17 protein-coding genes are annotated in these 14,218 nt (G+C 69.9%); 7 read left to right on the top strand and 10 right to left on the bottom strand.

Features of this window, described 5'->3' with window-relative positions; genetic code table 11:
- The coding region (locus GKQ77_RS15140; RefSeq protein ID WP_219689290.1) for a type I polyketide synthase at nucleotides 1–3,175 on the bottom strand (3,175 nt) is incomplete at its 3' end.
- 374 nt (nucleotides 3,176–3,549) lie between these two features.
- Here GKQ77_RS15140 and GKQ77_RS15145 point away from each other — a divergent pair.
- A complete protein-coding gene (locus GKQ77_RS15145) occupies nucleotides 3,550–4,350 on the top strand; it encodes an isocitrate lyase/PEP mutase family protein (RefSeq protein WP_219689291.1) in 801 nt (266 codons plus the stop codon).
- Between the two features lie 89 nt (nucleotides 4,351–4,439).
- A complete protein-coding gene (locus GKQ77_RS15150) occupies nucleotides 4,440–4,610 on the top strand; it encodes a hypothetical protein (RefSeq protein ID WP_219689292.1) in 171 nt (56 codons plus the stop codon).
- On the opposite strand, the gene GKQ77_RS15155 is transcribed toward GKQ77_RS15150, so the two are convergent.
- Both GKQ77_RS15155 and GKQ77_RS15160 read right to left on the bottom strand, forming a co-directional pair.
- Entirely contained in the window at nucleotides 4,585–4,875 is a 291-nt protein-coding gene (locus GKQ77_RS15155) for a DUF397 domain-containing protein (RefSeq protein ID WP_219689293.1), read from the bottom strand. The genes GKQ77_RS15150 and GKQ77_RS15155 overlap by 26 nt on opposite strands.
- Nucleotides 4,857–5,690, bottom strand: coding sequence for a helix-turn-helix domain-containing protein (locus GKQ77_RS15160; RefSeq protein WP_219689294.1), 834 nt, complete (start codon nucleotides 5,688–5,690; stop codon nucleotides 4,857–4,859). The genes GKQ77_RS15155 and GKQ77_RS15160 overlap by 19 nt, the downstream gene beginning before the upstream one ends.
- 336 nt (nucleotides 5,691–6,026) lie before the next feature.
- On the opposite strand from GKQ77_RS15160, the gene GKQ77_RS15165 reads away from it, so the two are divergent.
- Nucleotides 6,027–6,254 carry a hypothetical protein gene (locus tag GKQ77_RS15165; protein WP_219689295.1) on the top strand — a complete coding sequence of 76 codons (228 nt, stop codon included), beginning with the start codon at nucleotides 6,027–6,029 and terminating at the stop codon, nucleotides 6,252–6,254.
- 3 nt (nucleotides 6,255–6,257) lie between these two features.
- Here GKQ77_RS15165 and GKQ77_RS15170 read toward each other — a convergent pair whose 3' ends face one another.
- Together GKQ77_RS15170 and GKQ77_RS15175 are read right to left on the bottom strand one after the other, a co-directional pair.
- Complete coding sequence (locus GKQ77_RS15170; RefSeq protein WP_219689296.1) at nucleotides 6,258–6,518, bottom strand: hypothetical protein; 261 nt, start codon at nucleotides 6,516–6,518, stop codon at nucleotides 6,258–6,260.
- Nucleotides 6,515–6,862, bottom strand: a complete 348-nt coding sequence (locus tag GKQ77_RS15175; RefSeq protein ID WP_219689297.1) for a hypothetical protein — start codon at nucleotides 6,860–6,862, stop codon at nucleotides 6,515–6,517. The genes GKQ77_RS15170 and GKQ77_RS15175 overlap by 4 nt, the downstream gene beginning before the upstream one ends.
- A 153-nt stretch (nucleotides 6,863–7,015) precedes the next feature.
- Between GKQ77_RS15175 and recO the strand changes: the two genes are divergently transcribed.
- Both recO and GKQ77_RS15185 read left to right on the top strand, forming a co-directional pair.
- Entirely contained in the window at nucleotides 7,016–7,765 is a 750-nt protein-coding gene (recO, locus tag GKQ77_RS15180; RefSeq protein WP_219689298.1) for a DNA repair protein RecO, read from the top strand.
- Between the two features lie 53 nt (nucleotides 7,766–7,818).
- Complete coding sequence (locus GKQ77_RS15185) at nucleotides 7,819–8,640, top strand: isoprenyl transferase (RefSeq protein ID WP_219689299.1); 822 nt, start codon at nucleotides 7,819–7,821, stop codon at nucleotides 8,638–8,640.
- Between the two features lie 66 nt (nucleotides 8,641–8,706).
- On the opposite strand, the gene GKQ77_RS15190 is transcribed toward GKQ77_RS15185, so the two are convergent.
- The 4 genes from GKQ77_RS15190 to GKQ77_RS15205 form a co-directional block, all read right to left on the bottom strand.
- Nucleotides 8,707–9,108 carry a Fur family transcriptional regulator gene (locus GKQ77_RS15190; protein ID WP_219689300.1) on the bottom strand — a complete coding sequence of 134 codons (402 nt, stop codon included), beginning with the start codon at nucleotides 9,106–9,108 and terminating at the stop codon, nucleotides 8,707–8,709.
- Between the two features lie 71 nt (nucleotides 9,109–9,179).
- The gene (locus tag GKQ77_RS15195; protein ID WP_219689301.1) at nucleotides 9,180–10,070 is read right to left on the bottom strand and encodes a metal ABC transporter permease; all 891 of its coding nucleotides are present in this window, start codon (nucleotides 10,068–10,070) and stop codon (nucleotides 9,180–9,182) included.
- A gap of 16 nt (nucleotides 10,071–10,086) precedes the next feature.
- A complete protein-coding gene (locus tag GKQ77_RS15200) occupies nucleotides 10,087–10,875 on the bottom strand; it encodes a metal ABC transporter ATP-binding protein (RefSeq protein WP_219689302.1) in 789 nt (262 codons plus the stop codon).
- 32 nt (nucleotides 10,876–10,907) lie between these two features.
- On the bottom strand, nucleotides 10,908–11,909 hold the full coding sequence (locus GKQ77_RS15205; RefSeq protein WP_219689303.1) for a metal ABC transporter substrate-binding protein: 1,002 nt from the start codon (nucleotides 11,907–11,909) through the stop codon (nucleotides 10,908–10,910).
- Nucleotides 11,910–12,086: 177 nt separating this feature from the next.
- On the opposite strand from GKQ77_RS15205, the gene GKQ77_RS15210 reads away from it, so the two are divergent.
- Both GKQ77_RS15210 and GKQ77_RS15215 read left to right on the top strand, forming a co-directional pair.
- On the top strand, nucleotides 12,087–13,469 hold the full coding sequence (locus GKQ77_RS15210; protein ID WP_219689304.1) for a glycine--tRNA ligase: 1,383 nt from the start codon (nucleotides 12,087–12,089) through the stop codon (nucleotides 13,467–13,469).
- Between the two features lie 84 nt (nucleotides 13,470–13,553).
- Nucleotides 13,554–13,769, top strand: coding sequence for a hypothetical protein (locus GKQ77_RS15215; RefSeq protein WP_219689305.1), 216 nt, complete (start codon nucleotides 13,554–13,556; stop codon nucleotides 13,767–13,769).
- On the opposite strand, the gene GKQ77_RS15220 is transcribed toward GKQ77_RS15215, so the two are convergent.
- A partial coding sequence (locus GKQ77_RS15220) for an MmyB family transcriptional regulator (protein WP_443728922.1) occupies nucleotides 13,766–14,218 on the bottom strand: 453 nt, incomplete at its 5' end. The two genes, GKQ77_RS15215 and GKQ77_RS15220, sit on opposite strands and share 4 nt — an antisense overlap.

Genomic DNA, 14,218 nt, shown 5'->3' on the forward strand with positions numbered 1-14,218 from the left:
GTGCCTGGGCGGGTACGGCCTCGGGCGCGGAGGGTACGAAGTTGTACGGCTCCTCGGCACCAGTGGCGGGGGGCGGCGGTGAGGGTTCCTGGGCGGTGCCGAGGCCCAGGCGGGCGAAGTCGAGGAGTACTTCCTGCGCGCGGATGTGAGCCCGGCTCAACGCCACGCCGTGGTCGCGGACGGCCTCCACCTCGCGCAGCAGTGACCTGCCGGAGTTCTCGGCCCGCTCGCCTTCCAGCAGACCGGTCAGGCTGCGGGCCGTGTGCAACTGGCCCTCCACGTACTGCGTGTGCAGCTCCAGGTGCCTGGTGGCCGCCTCCACCAGGGCGTGCTCCTCCGCTGCCGGTGCCGAGCGCGGCGCCGCCACGGCGGGTGCGGGCATGGCGGGTGTGGGCGTGGCGGGTGCGAGCGTGGCGGGGGTGCGCTCGAAAGGCTCGTTCAGCGCGGCGCTGTACCGGTCACGGCAGGCTGTCACCGCGAACGACGGCCCCTCCAGCAGCCTGGCGACGGGAGAGGGGGCAGCGGCACGGGGTGCGGCGACAGGCGCGTCGTAACGGTTGATGTCGCGGATGTCCATGCCGAGGACCGCCAGCCGTAGTGCGGCGCACTTCAAGGAAGCCGCGCTGTCGCCTCCCGGCCCGGCGTCGGTGGCGATGACCTCCACGTCGGCGCCATCCAGAGTCCGTTGGACCAGGCGCGTCAGCACCTGCTTGGGCCCGCACTCCACGAAGACGCGGAAGCCCTCCGCGTACAGCTCCCGCACCCGGCCCGCGAAGTCCACGGGCCGCACCATCTGTTCGACGAGCGTGCGGTTGTTGGCCGGGAGGTCGTCGCCGTAACGGGCGCCCGGCGTGTTCGCCAGGACGGGGACCAGCGGCCGGCCGACCCCCACACGCTCCACGGCCCGGCCGAAGCCGTCGACGGCGTGCTCGATCAGGGGAGTGTGGAACGCGGCGGCGACCGGGAGCCGGTGGGAGGCGATGTCCACGGTCGCGCAGAAGTCGGTGAACGCCCGGACCGCGTCCGTGGGGCCTCCGACCACGATTTCATCTACGGCGTTGATGTTGCAGAGGGTCACGCCGGGATGGTCTGCGGCCATGTCCTCCCAGCGCTCCAGGGACATACGTGCCGCGGCCATCGTCCCCGGGTCGTCCCCGGAGCCCACCGGCGGTTCCATGGCCCGGCCGCGCTCACGCGTCAGGGCGAGGCACCCCTCGTCGGTGAGGCTGTCGGCGGCCCACAGCGCGGTCAGCTCGCCGCAGCTGTGACCGAGCAGTCCCTGGGGGTGGAGACCCACCTCGCGCAGGTAGCGGAACTGCCCCATCGCCAGGGCCACGACCGCGCACTGCGCGTACGAGGTGCGTTGCAGCGTGGCAGGGGCGGCAGGCTGCCCCGGGGGCGGGTAGACCGCCTGCGCGAGGGTTTCCTCCTCGTCCTGCCACCGCATGTTGGCCTCGTCGAAGGCGCGCCGCACGGGAGGGATGCCGACGAGCGCTTCCAGGCCCATGTTCTCGTACTGGCTGCCCTGGCCGGAGAAGAGCGCGGCCACCTTGGCACCCGCGGGCATCGCTACACGCCGGTAGTAGGCCTTGCCGGGCAGGCTCCAGTCGTCGCGGCCCGGGGCGGACTCGATGGCCTCGGCGCTCCGCGAGATCAGGGCGGCCAGTTCCGCCTCGTCGGCGGCGAGAATTCCCAGCCGTACGTGGTGGGCGGGGATGGGTCCGCCGGACTCCGGCTCCGTGCCTTCGCGCAACTGGCGCAGCAGGGCTTCCGCGTCGGGAGCGTGCCACAGCCGCGCCCGCGGAATGCTGTGCAAGGTCAGCGCCTCCTGGTCCGCGGTGCGGTGCTCCTCCAGGACGGCGTGGAAGTTGACGCCCCCGAATCCGAAGGCCGACACGGCCCCGCGGCGCACCGGGCGGTGCGGGTCGAGCACCCACGGCCGGGTCCGCGTGTTGACATACAGCGCGCCGTCGGCCGCGTCGTTGACGGTGTCCACGTTGATGGTCGGCGGCAGGACCTTGTGGTGCAGCGCGAGGGCGGCCTTGATGAGACCCACGGCCCCGGCCGCCGCCTTGGTGTGCCCGACCTGGGACTTCACACTCCCGATCGCGACACTGCGGGGCCGGGCGGAGTCCCCCAGAAGCGTTCGCAGGGCCGTGAGTTCGACGGAATCCCCCACGGCCGTGCCGGTTCCGTGTGCCTCGATCAGTTCCACGCAGTCCGCGCTGAATTCAGCGTCGGCATAGGCGCGGCGGAGCGCCCGCAATTGTCCTTGTCCGGAGGGCGCGTACATGCTGTTCGTCCGCCCGTCGCTGGACCCTCCCAAACCACGGAGAACGGCGTAGACGCGGTTACCGTCACGCTCGGCGTCCGCGAGCCGCTTGAGTGCCAGCATGCCGATTCCCTCGCCGATCAGCGTGCCGTCCGCCGAGGCGTCGAAAGGCTTGATGAGTCCGCTCGGGGACAGTGCGGGCGTCTTGCTGAAGCACATGAATGCCGTGAGTGAATTGTCGGCGTCGCAGCCACCGGTGATCATCAAATCGGCCCGGTGTTCCACGAGTTCACTCGCGGCCATACGCAGGGCCGCCAGGGAGCTGGCGCAGGCCGCGTCGACGGTGCAGTTCGCGGCGCCCAAATTGAATCGGTTCGCGATGCGGCCGGAGACCACGTTCGGCAGGATTCCGGGAAAGCTGTCCTCGGTCCACCCGGGGGCCGCCGCCTTGAACCGCTTCTCGATTTCGAGGGCTTCCCGCTCCGACAGGCCGACGCTGAGGGCCGCCTCGCGCACGACATGGCCGTAGAGGCGTGAGCCGAGCGGGAACATCGTGGTGTTCTGCCCGCATACGCCGAGCATGACGCCGGTGCGCGCAGGGTCGTACCAGGGCGCCTCCTCGCATCCGGCGTCCCGCAGTACTTCCTTCGCCACCTCCAGGCTCAGGAGCTGGACCAGGCCGATGGAGTCGAGTGCCGTAGGCGGAATCGCGTGTTCGGCCGGATCGAAGACGGCGGCGGGCAGGAATCCGCCACGGCGGGCGTATGTCTTGTCCTCCGCGAACATGTCGGGGTCGTAGTGCTCGTCGATTCGCCAATGACTTTCGGGGACTTCGGTGATGCAGTCCCGCCCCGCCAGTACGTTGCTCCAGAATTCGCGGACATCGCGCGCCTCTGGAAACATCCCGGCGATACCGACAACGGCAAGGGGATTCCTGGACATTCGGAAGTCAACTGAGTCTGTCATTCGACCCTCATGTATGAAGATAATGGCACCGAGATGGCCTGGTCGGATGTCCGCATTCGAGAACCTTCGGACCAGACTAGTCGAAATGCCGTCGCGCCTCGTAACCCCCCGGCGCGCCAAGCTAAAACCGTCAACCCTGAATTAACTAGAGGGATGAGATGGAATTAGATGGGATTATTGACCGCACAAGCACGGCCAGTTCCTCGCGGAACAGTTTGTCCGGGGTGAGGGTCTGGGTGCGCAGGTGGCCGCACCGGCGAGGCCGGTGCAGACCCGGTGCGCGGCCTGCGGCGCGCCCGTACGGTCGGGCCATGACACTTCGCTACGAGCACTTCCGCGCCCTGCACCACTCGCCGGGCGCGCCCCTCCTGCTCCCCAACGCCTGGGACCACGCGTCGGCCGCCGCCCTGGCCGCCGCCGGGTTCCGGGCGGTCGGGACGACCAGTCTCGGGGTGGCCGCCGCGGCGGGGCTGCCCGACGGGAACGGGTCGGGCGCCGCCCGCGAGGAGACCCTGCGGCTCGCCCGCGGCCTCGCCCGCCTCTCCGTCCTGGTCAGCGTCGACATCGAGGGCGGCTTCAGCGACCGCCCCGAGGAAGTCGCCGCGCTCGCGGTGAAGTTGGCGGACGCGGGGATCGTGGGCGTCAACATCGAGGACGGCCGCGCGGACGGCACGCTGGCCGACCTCGAACGGCAGTGCGCGGTGCTGAGGGCCGTGAAGGAGGCGACGGATGGCCGCCTCTTCATCAACGCCCGCACGGATACGTACTGGCTGCCGGGGGATCATGCGGCGCAGACCGAGGACCGGCTCGCCGCGTACGAACAGGCGGGCGCGGACGGTCTGTTCGTGCCGGGCCTGCGGGACGTACGGGTCATCACCCGGCTGGCCTCGCAGTTCGCCGCGCCCCTCAACATCCTGCACTCGCCCGACGGGCCGTCCCTCCCCGAACTCGCCGCGGCCGGTGTGCGGCGCGTCAGTTGCGGCTCGCTGCTGTTCCGCGCGGCGCTGCGGGGCGCTGTCGCGGCGGCCGAGGCGGTGCGGGACGGCGCCGCCCTCCCGGCGGGCATCCCGTCCTACGCCGACACGCAGGCGCTGTCCGAGCGCTTCTCCTGACGGCTGCGGCGTGTCAGGGACCTGTTCGGGGGCAGCGTGGTTTCCACCGGGCTGTGCGAGCCCGGGAGAGCCGGAGAGAGGGCCCCGTCATGGCTGTGGCGTTCCTGTGCGTGTTCATCGTGGTGGCGGCGGTCCAGTTGGTGAAGCCGCGGCTTCTGTGGAGGGCGAACCGTCCTGGCGCAGGTCACTCGCTTGAGCGGGCGGTAGGTGTGGTGGTGCTGGTCGGGGCGGTGATCATGCTGGTCGCGGAACTGACCTGAGCGTCCCGCTGACGAATGCCTGCCAGGCGGGGGCGCCGATGATCAGGGCGGGGCCCTGGGGGACCTTGCTGTCCCGTACGGGGACGACGCCGGGGACTCCGTCGGCGACCTCGACGCAGTCGCCGCCCTGGCCATTGCTGTGGCTGCTCTTACGCCAGCGAGCGGCGCCTTCGAAGTCGTAAGCGACCTCGACGCATTCACCGCTGTCTCCGCCGCTGTGGCTGCTCTTACGCCAGCGGGCGGTGCTCAAATCGTACTCGCGCATTTTCTGTAGTCCTCTGCCGCCGATCCGATCAGGGCCAGGGACGCCTCCGGTGACAGTGCGGCGGCCCTGAGTTGATCGTATGCCGCCTGTACCTGTTTCACCATTGCCGGATCATCCAGCAGGTTCCCCGAAAGCACGCCCTCCGTATAGGCAGTTGGCGGCGCGTCAGGAAACTCCATGAGCTTCAGCATCTTGCCCATGCTCGGGTAGGCCCCGGCAGAGAACGGCAGCACCTGCACCATCGCCCGGCGCTCACGTGCCGTGGCGGCGATGTGCTCCAACTGCTGGACCATGGCCGCCGGGCCCCCGACGGGGGTACGCAGAGCGGCTTCGTGCAGGATCACCCAATACACCGGCCGTGTAGCGCCCTTGAGGACGTGCGCACGATCCAGGCGGGCCTTGACTCTCTCCTCGACGTAGTCATCCGTGGCGAACGGATGACTCGCCAGGAACACCGCGCGTGCGTACTCCGGTGTTTGGAGGAGCCCCGGAACCACCGCAGGCGCGAAGTCAGAGATCTCTGTGGCGAGCCGCTCCAGTTCCGCCACGTGTGCGAAGTACTCCGCGTAGGGAGTCTCTTTGATCAGCTTGCGGCACATCCGCTCGAAAAAGCCATCCGTCCGCAGAACCTCATCGATCCGCTCGGCCACATCCAGCTGCGGCTTACGAATAGCCTGTTCGAATTGCCCAATGTAACCCCCGGAGACGAAAACCCTCGTCCCCAGCGCCGTCTGCGTGATCCCCGCGTCCTCGCGGCGCCGCTTCAGCTCCGTGCCGAAGAACTCCCACGCCGCCTGACGTGAACCATTGGCCATGGCCAACCGCCTTCCGCTGCCCCGCAGTTGTAGAGGGCAGACTCCTGCCGAGTGTAGGCGCGATGCGTCACCGTAGGGGAGCGAAGAGTGAAATCCGAGGGCGAAGGGGAGTCACGTGAAGGCGGAATCAAAGCGCCACGCAGTGGTATGCGTCGAACAGGCGGAGGAAACATTGAGGGAATTGCGCGCCGCACTCACGCGAGCGGGAATTACGCTGCCGTCCCTGCGGATCGACCCCGCGACGATCGCGAGGGAGGCACCCTGCCCGCGCATCGAATTGGGCGGATGTTCCGTCGACGTGGCGCGACGCCTGACGGCCGCGCTGAGGAGTGCGCCGTGAACCTTCCCGCGAACCTCCCCGTCGGCTCGTACGTCGTCGACACCCGCAACGGCCGCGTCGGCCGGGTCATGGGACACGAGGGCCCGTACGTCCAGCTGCGCCCCTACGGGGGCGGCCGAGAGTGGGACTGCGCCCCGGAGGCGGTCCGCACGGCGACCACGGCGGAGCGGCTGCGCGCGGCGACGGCGTACGCGAACGCCCGCAGCCGGGGCGAGGTGCCTTGACGCTCAGCCGTACCAGGTGATGTTGCAGACGTAGACGCACTCATGACGCGGAACGGGCAGGAAGCTGATGAAGCCACGCCCGCCGAGGAGGTCGAATTCCCGTAAGCCGCCTTCGCGGTCGATCGGCCGGCCGACCCTGACGGAGTCCGGGCCTAGCGCCGCCAGCTCGGTGCTCAGCCGCTCGACCTCGGCGATGACGCCCGGCGGGACTCCGGCGGTGAGGTACTCCTCGCTCGGGTTCCAGTCCCAGGACCAGTCGGTCACAGGCCGGCCTCCGCTTCCGCCTCGTCGCGGATGCGGCGGATCTCGGTGATGGCGTCCGTCGGGTCCTCCTCCGCCGCGTTCACCAGCCGTTCCAGGGCGTGGAGGCGGGCCGCGCGCTGCGGATGGCGTTCGATCGCGACGAAGACGGCCCATGAGTGGATGAAGGCGCGCAGGGGAGCGAGGCTCTGCGTCTGCTGGGCGTTCGTCGTCGCCTCGAAGAGGTGCTGGGTGAGCGCGGGGATCCGGCTGGGCGCGATCCGGGCCACGGCGGCCCGCAGCGCGTCGGGTGTCAGCTCGGGCATCGGGATCAGGGGCTCGTACGGGCCGTCGGGCTGGACGCTCACAGGGGCCTCCGGTGCGGGTGGGGCTGACCTCTCGTACGGTACCGGGCCGCACCGGCACCACGCCGGGTTTCCGTACCCGGCAGCCGTAGCGCCGCCGCGGCTCGGTTGCTCCCCGAGGACCTGGGAGGTCAGTCCGTACGCGAGAATGGCCCCATGAGTCTGTTCCGCGACGACGGCATCGTGCTGCGCACCCAGAAGCTGGGTGAGGCGGACCGGATCATCACGCTGCTCACGCGCGGTCACGGGCGCGTACGCGCGGTGGCGCGCGGGGTGCGGCGCACCAAGTCCAAGTTCGGGGCCCGGCTCGAACCCTTCTCCCACGTCGACGTGCAGTTCTTCGCGCGCGGGAGCGACCTCGTCGGACGCGGGCTGCCCCTCTGTACGCAGAGTGAGACCATCGCGCCGTACGGCAGCGGGATCGCCTCCGACTACGCCCGCTACACCGCCGGCACGGCCATGCTGGAGACGGCGGAGCGGTTCACCGACAACGAGGGTGAGCCCGCCGTCCAGCAGTATCTGCTGCTCGTGGGCGGGCTGCGCGTCCTTGCCCGCGGGGAGCACGAGCCGCACCTCGTCCTCGACGCCTTCCTGCTGCGCTCCCTCGCCGTGAACGGCTACGCGCCCAGCTTCGACGAGTGCGCGAAGTGCGGCCTGCCCGGACCGAACCGCTTCTTCTCCGTCGCGGCGGGCGGATCCGTCTGCGTGGACTGCCGGGTGCCCGGCAGCGTCGTACCGTCCGCGGAGACCCTCACCCTGCTCGGCGCGCTGCTCACCGGCGACTGGGAGACGGCCGACGCGTGCGAGGCGCGGCACGCGCGCGAGGGCAGCGGGCTGGTTTCGGCCTATCTGCACTGGCATCTGGAGCGCGGGTTGCGCTCCCTGCGGTACGTGGAGAAAAGCTGAGCAGTACCAGTACCACCCCGCACCACCCTCAAGTCACGTAGGAGAGAGAGCCCATGGCACGACGCGGAATCCTCGGCCGGTCCCGCCGCGAGTACAAGACCCCCGAACCGCACCCCACGGGCGTACGACCGCCGAAGATCCCCGGCGAGCTTGTGCCCAAGCACGTCGCCATCGTCATGGACGGCAACGGCCGGTGGGCGAAGGAGCGCGGGCTGCCCCGCACCGAGGGGCACAAGGTCGGCGCGGAGCGCGTCCTCGACGTGCTCCAGGGCGGCATCGAGATGGGCGTCGGCGCCATCTCCCTCTACGCCTTCTCCACGGAGAACTGGAAGCGCTCCCCGGACGAGGTGAAGTTCCTGATGAACTTCAACCGCGACTTCATCCGCAAGACCCGCGACCAGCTCGACGAGCTGGGCATCCGCGTGCGCTGGGTGGGCCGCATGCCCAAGCTGTGGAAGTCGGTCGCCAAGGAGCTGGAGATCTCCCAGGAGCAGACCAAGGGCAACGACAAGCTGACCCTGTACTTCTGCATGAACTACGGCGGCCGCGCCGAGATCGCCGACGCCGCCCAGGCCCTCGCCGAGGACGTGAAGGCGGGCCGCCTCGACCCCGCCAAGGTCAGCGAGAAGACCTTCGCGAAGTACCTGTACTACCCGGACATGCCGGACGTCGACCTGTTCCTGCGCCCCAGCGGCGAGCAGCGCACCTCCAACTACCTGCTCTGGCAGAGCGCGTACGCCGAGATGGTCTTCCAGGACGTCCTGTGGCCGGACTTCGACCGCCGCGACCTGTGGCGCGCCTGTCTCGAATACGCCTCACGCGACCGCCGCTTCGGCGGGGCGATCCCGAACGAGCAGCAGATCGCCGAGAGCTAGCCGGCATACGTGGACGAGGGGGCCCGCGCTGTGACAGCGCGGGCCCCCTCACTCACGTACGGATGCCTACTTGCTCGCGCACTCCGCGCAGGTGCCGAAGATCTCGACCGTGTGCGCCACGTTCACGAAGCCGTGCTCCGCGGCGATCGCCTCGGCCCACTTCTCCACCGCCGGGCCCTCCACCTCGACCGCCTTGCCGCAGACGCGGCAGACCAGGTGGTGGTGGTGGTCGCCGGTCGAGCAGCGGCGGTAGACCGTCTCGCCCTCGCTGGTGCGCAGCGCGTCCACCTCGCCGGCGTCGGCCAGCGACTGGAGCGTGCGGTAGACCGTGGTCAGACCGACCGAGTCGCCCTTGTGCTTGAGCATGTCGTGCAGCTCCTGCGCACTGCGGAACTCGTCCACGTCGTCGAGTGCCGCGGCCACCGCCGCGCGCTGGCGGGTGGACCTGCCTCGAACCGGGGCTCCCACGGTTGTCTCCTCGCGTCTGCGCTCTGGTCTGGGCCTGCCGGGCCATTGTGCCAGGTCGGCCGCGGGCCAGGTCAGGTCCTGGCCACCGGCTGGGCCGGAACCGAGCACTCCGCGGGATCGCCCGCCGACTCGGCCGCGGCCTTGGCCCGCGCCCTGCGCCTGGCGAGTGGCGTCGCGAGGACCGTCAGGGCGATGAAGACCCCGATGGTCAGCAGCACGATCGTCGCGCCGGGCGGAACGTCCTGGTAGTACGAGGTCGCCGTGCCGCCGATCGTCACCGCGACGCCGATCGCCACCGAGATCGCGAAGGTCGCCGCGAAGCTCCGGGTGAGCTGCTGGGCTGCCGCCACCGGCACCACCATCAGCGCGGAGACCAGGAGCAGGCCCACGACGCGCATGGCGACGGTCACCGTGACGGCGGCGGTGACGGCGGTGAGCAGGTTCAGGGCGCGCACCGGAAGGCCCGTCACGCGCGCGAACTCCTCGTCCTGGCTGACCGCGAAGAGCTGGCGGCGCAGCCCGACCGTGACCAGGACCACAAAGGCGGCGAGCAGACAGATCGCCGTGACGTCCTCCTCGGAGACCGTCGAGAGCGAGCCGAAGAGGTACGACTGGAGGTTCGCGTTCGACCCGCCGGGGGCGAGGTTGATGAACATGACACCGCCCGCCATACCGCCGTAGAACAGCATCGCCAGCGCGATGTCACCGCGCGTCTTGCCGTACCAGCGGATCAGCTCCATCACGACGGCGCCGACGATCGCGACCGCCGTCGCCATCCACACGGGCGAGGCGGAGAGCAGGAAGCCGAGGCCCACGCCGGTCATCGCCACGTGGCCGATGCCGTCGCCCATCAGGGCCTGGCGGCGCTGGACGAGGTAGATGCCGACGGCGGGCGCGGTGATGCCGACGAGGACGGCGGCGAGCAGGGCCCGCTGCATGAAGGCGTATTCGAGGATTTCCATGGTTCTTGGCTCGCCCTCAGGTCAGCAGGCCGGTGCGGACCGGCTCGGCGTCGGCGTCGTGCGGGTGGACGTGGTCGTGGCCCGGCAGCGCGTGCTGGCCGACCGCCCGCGGGGGCGGCCCGTCGTGCAGGACGCAGCCGTCGCGCAGGACCACGGCACGGTCGATCAGCGGCTCCAGGGGGCCCAGCTCGTGCAGGACGAGCAGGACGGAGGCGCCCTGGGCGACCTGGTGGCGCAGGGTGGCCGCAAGGACCTCCTGGCTGGCCAGGTCGACGCCCGCCATCGGCTCGTCCATGATCAGCAGCTCCGGCTCGGAGGCCAGCGCGCGGGCGATCAGGACGCGCTGGTGCTGGCCGCCGGAGAGGGCGTTCACGGAGTCCTTGGCACGGTCGGTCAGGCCCACCAGGTCGATGGCGCGGGCCACGGCCTCGCGGTCGGCCTTGCGGAGCACGCCGAAGCGGGCGCGGGCCAGGCGGCCGGAGGTGACGACCTCGCTGATGGTGGCGGGGACGCCGCCGGCGGCCGTGGTGCGCTGCGGGACGTATCCGACGCGGGCCCAGTCGCGGAAGCGGCGGCGCGGGGTGCCGAAGATCTCCACGTCGCCGCCGCTCACGGGGACCTGGCCGATGATCGTGCGGACGGCGGTGGACTTGCCCGAGCCGTTGGCGCCGAGCAGGGCGACGACCTCTCCGCGCCCCACCGTGAGGTCGATGCCGCGCAGCACGGGGCGCGAGCCCAGCTCGGCCGTCACCTTGCGCAGGGCTATGACGGCTTCCGGGTCACCGGATGCGGTGTGCTTGCTCATGGCTCGTGCCTCCGTAGCCACAGGGGGTGGGGTCACTTGGCGCCCAGGGCCTTCTGGAGGGCCTTGAGGTTGGAGTCCATGACCTGGATGTAGTCGTCGCCCTTGGACTTCTCGGTGATGCCCTCGATCGGGTCGAGCACATCGGTCTTGAGCTGGGCGTCCTTCGCCAGGGTCTTGGCGGTGCGGTCGCTGACGAGGGTTTCGTAGAAGACGGTGGTGACGCCGTCCTCCTTCGCCATCTCCTGGAGGTCCTTGACGCGCTTGGCGCTCGGCTCGCCCTCGGGGTCCAGGCCGCTGATGGCCTCCTCGGTGAGGCCGTAGCGCTCGGCGAGGTAGCCGAAGGCGGCGTGAGTGGTGATGAAGACCCGGGAGTCCGCCTTGGTGTCCTTCAGGCCGTCTTCGAAGCGCTTGTTCAGGCCATCGAGGTTCTTCACGAGCTTCGCGGTGTTCTTCTTGTACGTCGCCGCGTGGTCCGGGTCGGCCTTCTCCAGGGCCTTGCCGACGCCCTTGGCGACCTCGGCGTACTTCACCGGGTCGAGCCAGATGTGGGGGTCGGAGCCCTCGTGGTCGTGGTCGTGGCCGTGGTCGTGACCTTCGTGGCCCTCTTCCTCGTGGCCCTCTTCCTCATGGCCCTCTTCCTCGTGCCCGCCGACCTCGGTGCCGTGCTTCTCCATGCTGGTGAGGGAGGCGGCGTCGACCTTGGTCTTGATGCCGGACTGGTCGATCGCGTCGTCGACGGCGGGCTGGAGGCCCTTCAGGTACACGGCGACGTCGGACTCCTCCAGCTGGCCGCGCTGCTTGGCGGAGACGTCGAGGTCGTGCGGCTCCTGGCCGGGCTCGGTGAGGTTGGTGACGGAGACGTGGTCGCCGCCGATCTGCTCCGCGAGGTACTGCATGGGATAGAACGACGCCACCACGTCGAGCTTGCCGTCCTTGTCGTCCGCGGCGGAGGAGCAGGCGGTCAGGCCCGTGAGACCGAGGACCGTCGCGGAGGCGAGGGCGGCGGTGGGTATGAGGCGTCGTCGTACGTTCATGACACTCATTTTCAACAAATGTGGAAACGATTGTCAACAAGGGTCTCCGTGAGGGCCCCGGCGAGAGCCCGGGCGAAGGGCCCGGGGCCGCTTGTGGGGAACCGATTTGATTAGGGGGGTCAGGCCGCCGGTAACCTGAGGCATTCGCCTCGCCCACCGTCTTATGAAGAGAGCACCGTGGCCGCCGACAAGATCGACACCATCGTCAGCCTGAGCAAGCGCCGTGGCTTCGTTTTCCCCTGTAGCGAGATCTACGGCGGCCAGCGCGCCGCCTGGGACTACGGACCGCTGGGCGTCGAGCTGAAGGAGAACCTCAAGCGCCAGTGGTGGCGCTACATGGTCACCTCGCGCGAGGACGTCGTCGGCATCGACTCGTCGGTGATCCTGGCGAGCGAGGTCTGGCAGGCCTCCGGCCATGTCGCGACCTTCTCCGACCCGCTCACCGAGTGCCTCTCCTGTCACAAGCGCCACCGCGCCGACCACCTGGAAGAGGCCTACGAGGCCAAGCACAACCGCCCGCCGGCCAACGGCCTCGCGGACATCAACTGCCCCAACTGCGGTACGAAGGGCCAGTTCACCGAGCCCAAGCAGTTCTCGGGGATGCTCGCCACGCACCTCGGCCCGACGCAGGACAGCGGCTCCGTCGCCTATCTGCGCCCCGAGACCGCGCAGGGCATCTTCACCAACTTCGGCCAGGTCCAGCAGACCTCGCGCCGCAAGCCGCCCTTCGGCATCGCGCAGATGGGCAAGTCCTTCCGCAACGAGATCACGCCCGGCAACTTCATCTTCCGCACCCGCGAGTTCGAGCAGATGGAGATGGAGTTCTTCGTCAAGCCGGGCGAGGACGAGCAGTGGCAGGAATACTGGATGGAGCAGCGCTGGAACTGGTACACCGGCCTGGGCCTGCGCGAGGAGAACATGCGGTGGTACGAGCACCCGAAGGAGAAGCTCTCCCACTACTCCAAGCGCACCGCTGACATCGAGTACCGCTTCCAGTTCGGCGGCAGCGAGTGGGGCGAGCTGGAAGGCGTCGCCAACCGCACCGACTACGACCTGTCCGCGCACTCCAAGGCGTCCGGCCAGGACCTGTCCTACTTCGACCAGGAGGCCGGCGAGCGCTGGACTCCGTACGTCATCGAGCCCGCCGCCGGTGTCGGCCGCACGATGCTCGCCTTCCTCCTCGACTCCTACATCGAGGACGAGGCGCCGAACGCCAAGGGCAAGCTGGAGAAGCGGACGGTCATGCGCTTCGACCACCGCATCGCGCCGGTCAAGGTCGCGGTCCTGCCTCTCTCGAGGAACCCGGAGCTGTCGCCGAAGGCCAAGGGCCTTGCCACCGCCCTGCGGCAGAACTGGAACATCGAGTTCGACGACGCGGGCGCCATCGGCCGCCGCTACCGCCGCCAGGACGAGATCGGCACGCCGTACTGCGTGACGGTCGACTTCGACACCCTCGACGACAACGCCGTGACGGTGCGCGAGCGTGACTCGATGAAGCAGGAGCGGGTCTCCCTCGACCAGATCGAGGGCTACCTCGCGGCGCGGCTCGTGGGCTGCTGACGCGGGTATGTCCGCTGAGTGAAGCTGGGCGGAGGCCCCCGGTTCCGGTTTCGGAACCGGGGGCCTTTGTGCACACTGGGGCGCATGCCTACCCCCACGACCACGAGCAGGGTCAGACGCTGGGACCAGCACGGGCGCGAGCACGTCGTCGAGGTCCAGAAGGCGGGCATGCAGCGGCAGTTGAAGTGCGGGACCTGCGGGTGGCGCAGGAAGGCGCAGTTCCTGCCGTGGCTCAAGGCGGAGGAGCACTTGGTGCGGGAGCACCAGGCGACGGTGGATCCGTCGGCTCCGGCCTCTTAGGCCGTGGGCGTCTGCACGAGGATCGCCGTGTCCTGCGGGTGCGGGGTGAGCAGCAGCGTCATGTCGTACGCGCGGGGCGGGGCGCCGTCCCGCGGGGTGATCCCGAGCGTGCGCGGGGCGAAGTCGCCGACCGAGCGGCAGGCCCACCAGTGCGCCAAGTCCGGGCGCGCGGAGGCCAGTCGGCGGGTGAGCCGCTGGAAGGTGGCGTCGGTGGGGCGGCGGTCCGCGCGGGTGCGGAAGTGCCGGTAGAGGTCCATGGCGACGGGCTCCCAGTCCGGCAGCAGCCGCTGGTGGGGCTCGTCGCCGACCAGCAGGAGCAGCAGATTGCGGCGCTCCTCGGGGAGGCCGGCGGGGTCCGGCCACAGGTCGGCGTACGCGCGGTTCCAGGCGAGGATGTCCAGCGCGGGCCCGAGGAGGAGGGCGGGGCTGTCGGGCCAACTGTCCAGGAG

The sequence above is a fragment of the Streptomyces anatolicus genome (assembly GCF_019400875.1).
Lineage (GTDB): Bacteria > Actinomycetota > Actinomycetes > Streptomycetales > Streptomycetaceae > Streptomyces > Streptomyces anatolicus.

Bases quoted from the DNA above. Each gene is read 5' to 3' on its own strand.
- GKQ77_RS15145 (WP_219689291.1), top strand. From the start codon at position 3,550: ATGACACTTCGCTACGAGCACTTCCGCGCCCTGCACCACTCGCCGGGC.
- GKQ77_RS15150 (WP_219689292.1), top strand. From the start codon at position 4,440: ATGGCTGTGGCGTTCCTGTGCGTGTTCATCGTGGTGGCGGCGGTCCAG.
- GKQ77_RS15155 (WP_219689293.1), bottom strand. From the start codon at position 4,875: ATGCGCGAGTACGATTTGAGCACCGCCCGCTGGCGTAAGAGCAGCCAC.
- GKQ77_RS15160 (WP_219689294.1), bottom strand. From the start codon at position 5,690: ATGGCCAATGGTTCACGTCAGGCGGCGTGGGAGTTCTTCGGCACGGAG.
- recO (WP_219689298.1), top strand. From the start codon at position 7,016: ATGAGTCTGTTCCGCGACGACGGCATCGTGCTGCGCACCCAGAAGCTG.
- GKQ77_RS15185 (WP_219689299.1), top strand. From the start codon at position 7,819: ATGGCACGACGCGGAATCCTCGGCCGGTCCCGCCGCGAGTACAAGACC.
- GKQ77_RS15195 (WP_219689301.1), bottom strand. From the start codon at position 10,070: ATGGAAATCCTCGAATACGCCTTCATGCAGCGGGCCCTGCTCGCCGCC.
- GKQ77_RS15200 (WP_219689302.1), bottom strand. From the start codon at position 10,875: ATGAGCAAGCACACCGCATCCGGTGACCCGGAAGCCGTCATAGCCCTG.
- GKQ77_RS15205 (WP_219689303.1), bottom strand. From the start codon at position 11,909: ATGAACGTACGACGACGCCTCATACCCACCGCCGCCCTCGCCTCCGCG.
- GKQ77_RS15215 (WP_219689305.1), top strand. From the start codon at position 13,554: ATGCCTACCCCCACGACCACGAGCAGGGTCAGACGCTGGGACCAGCAC.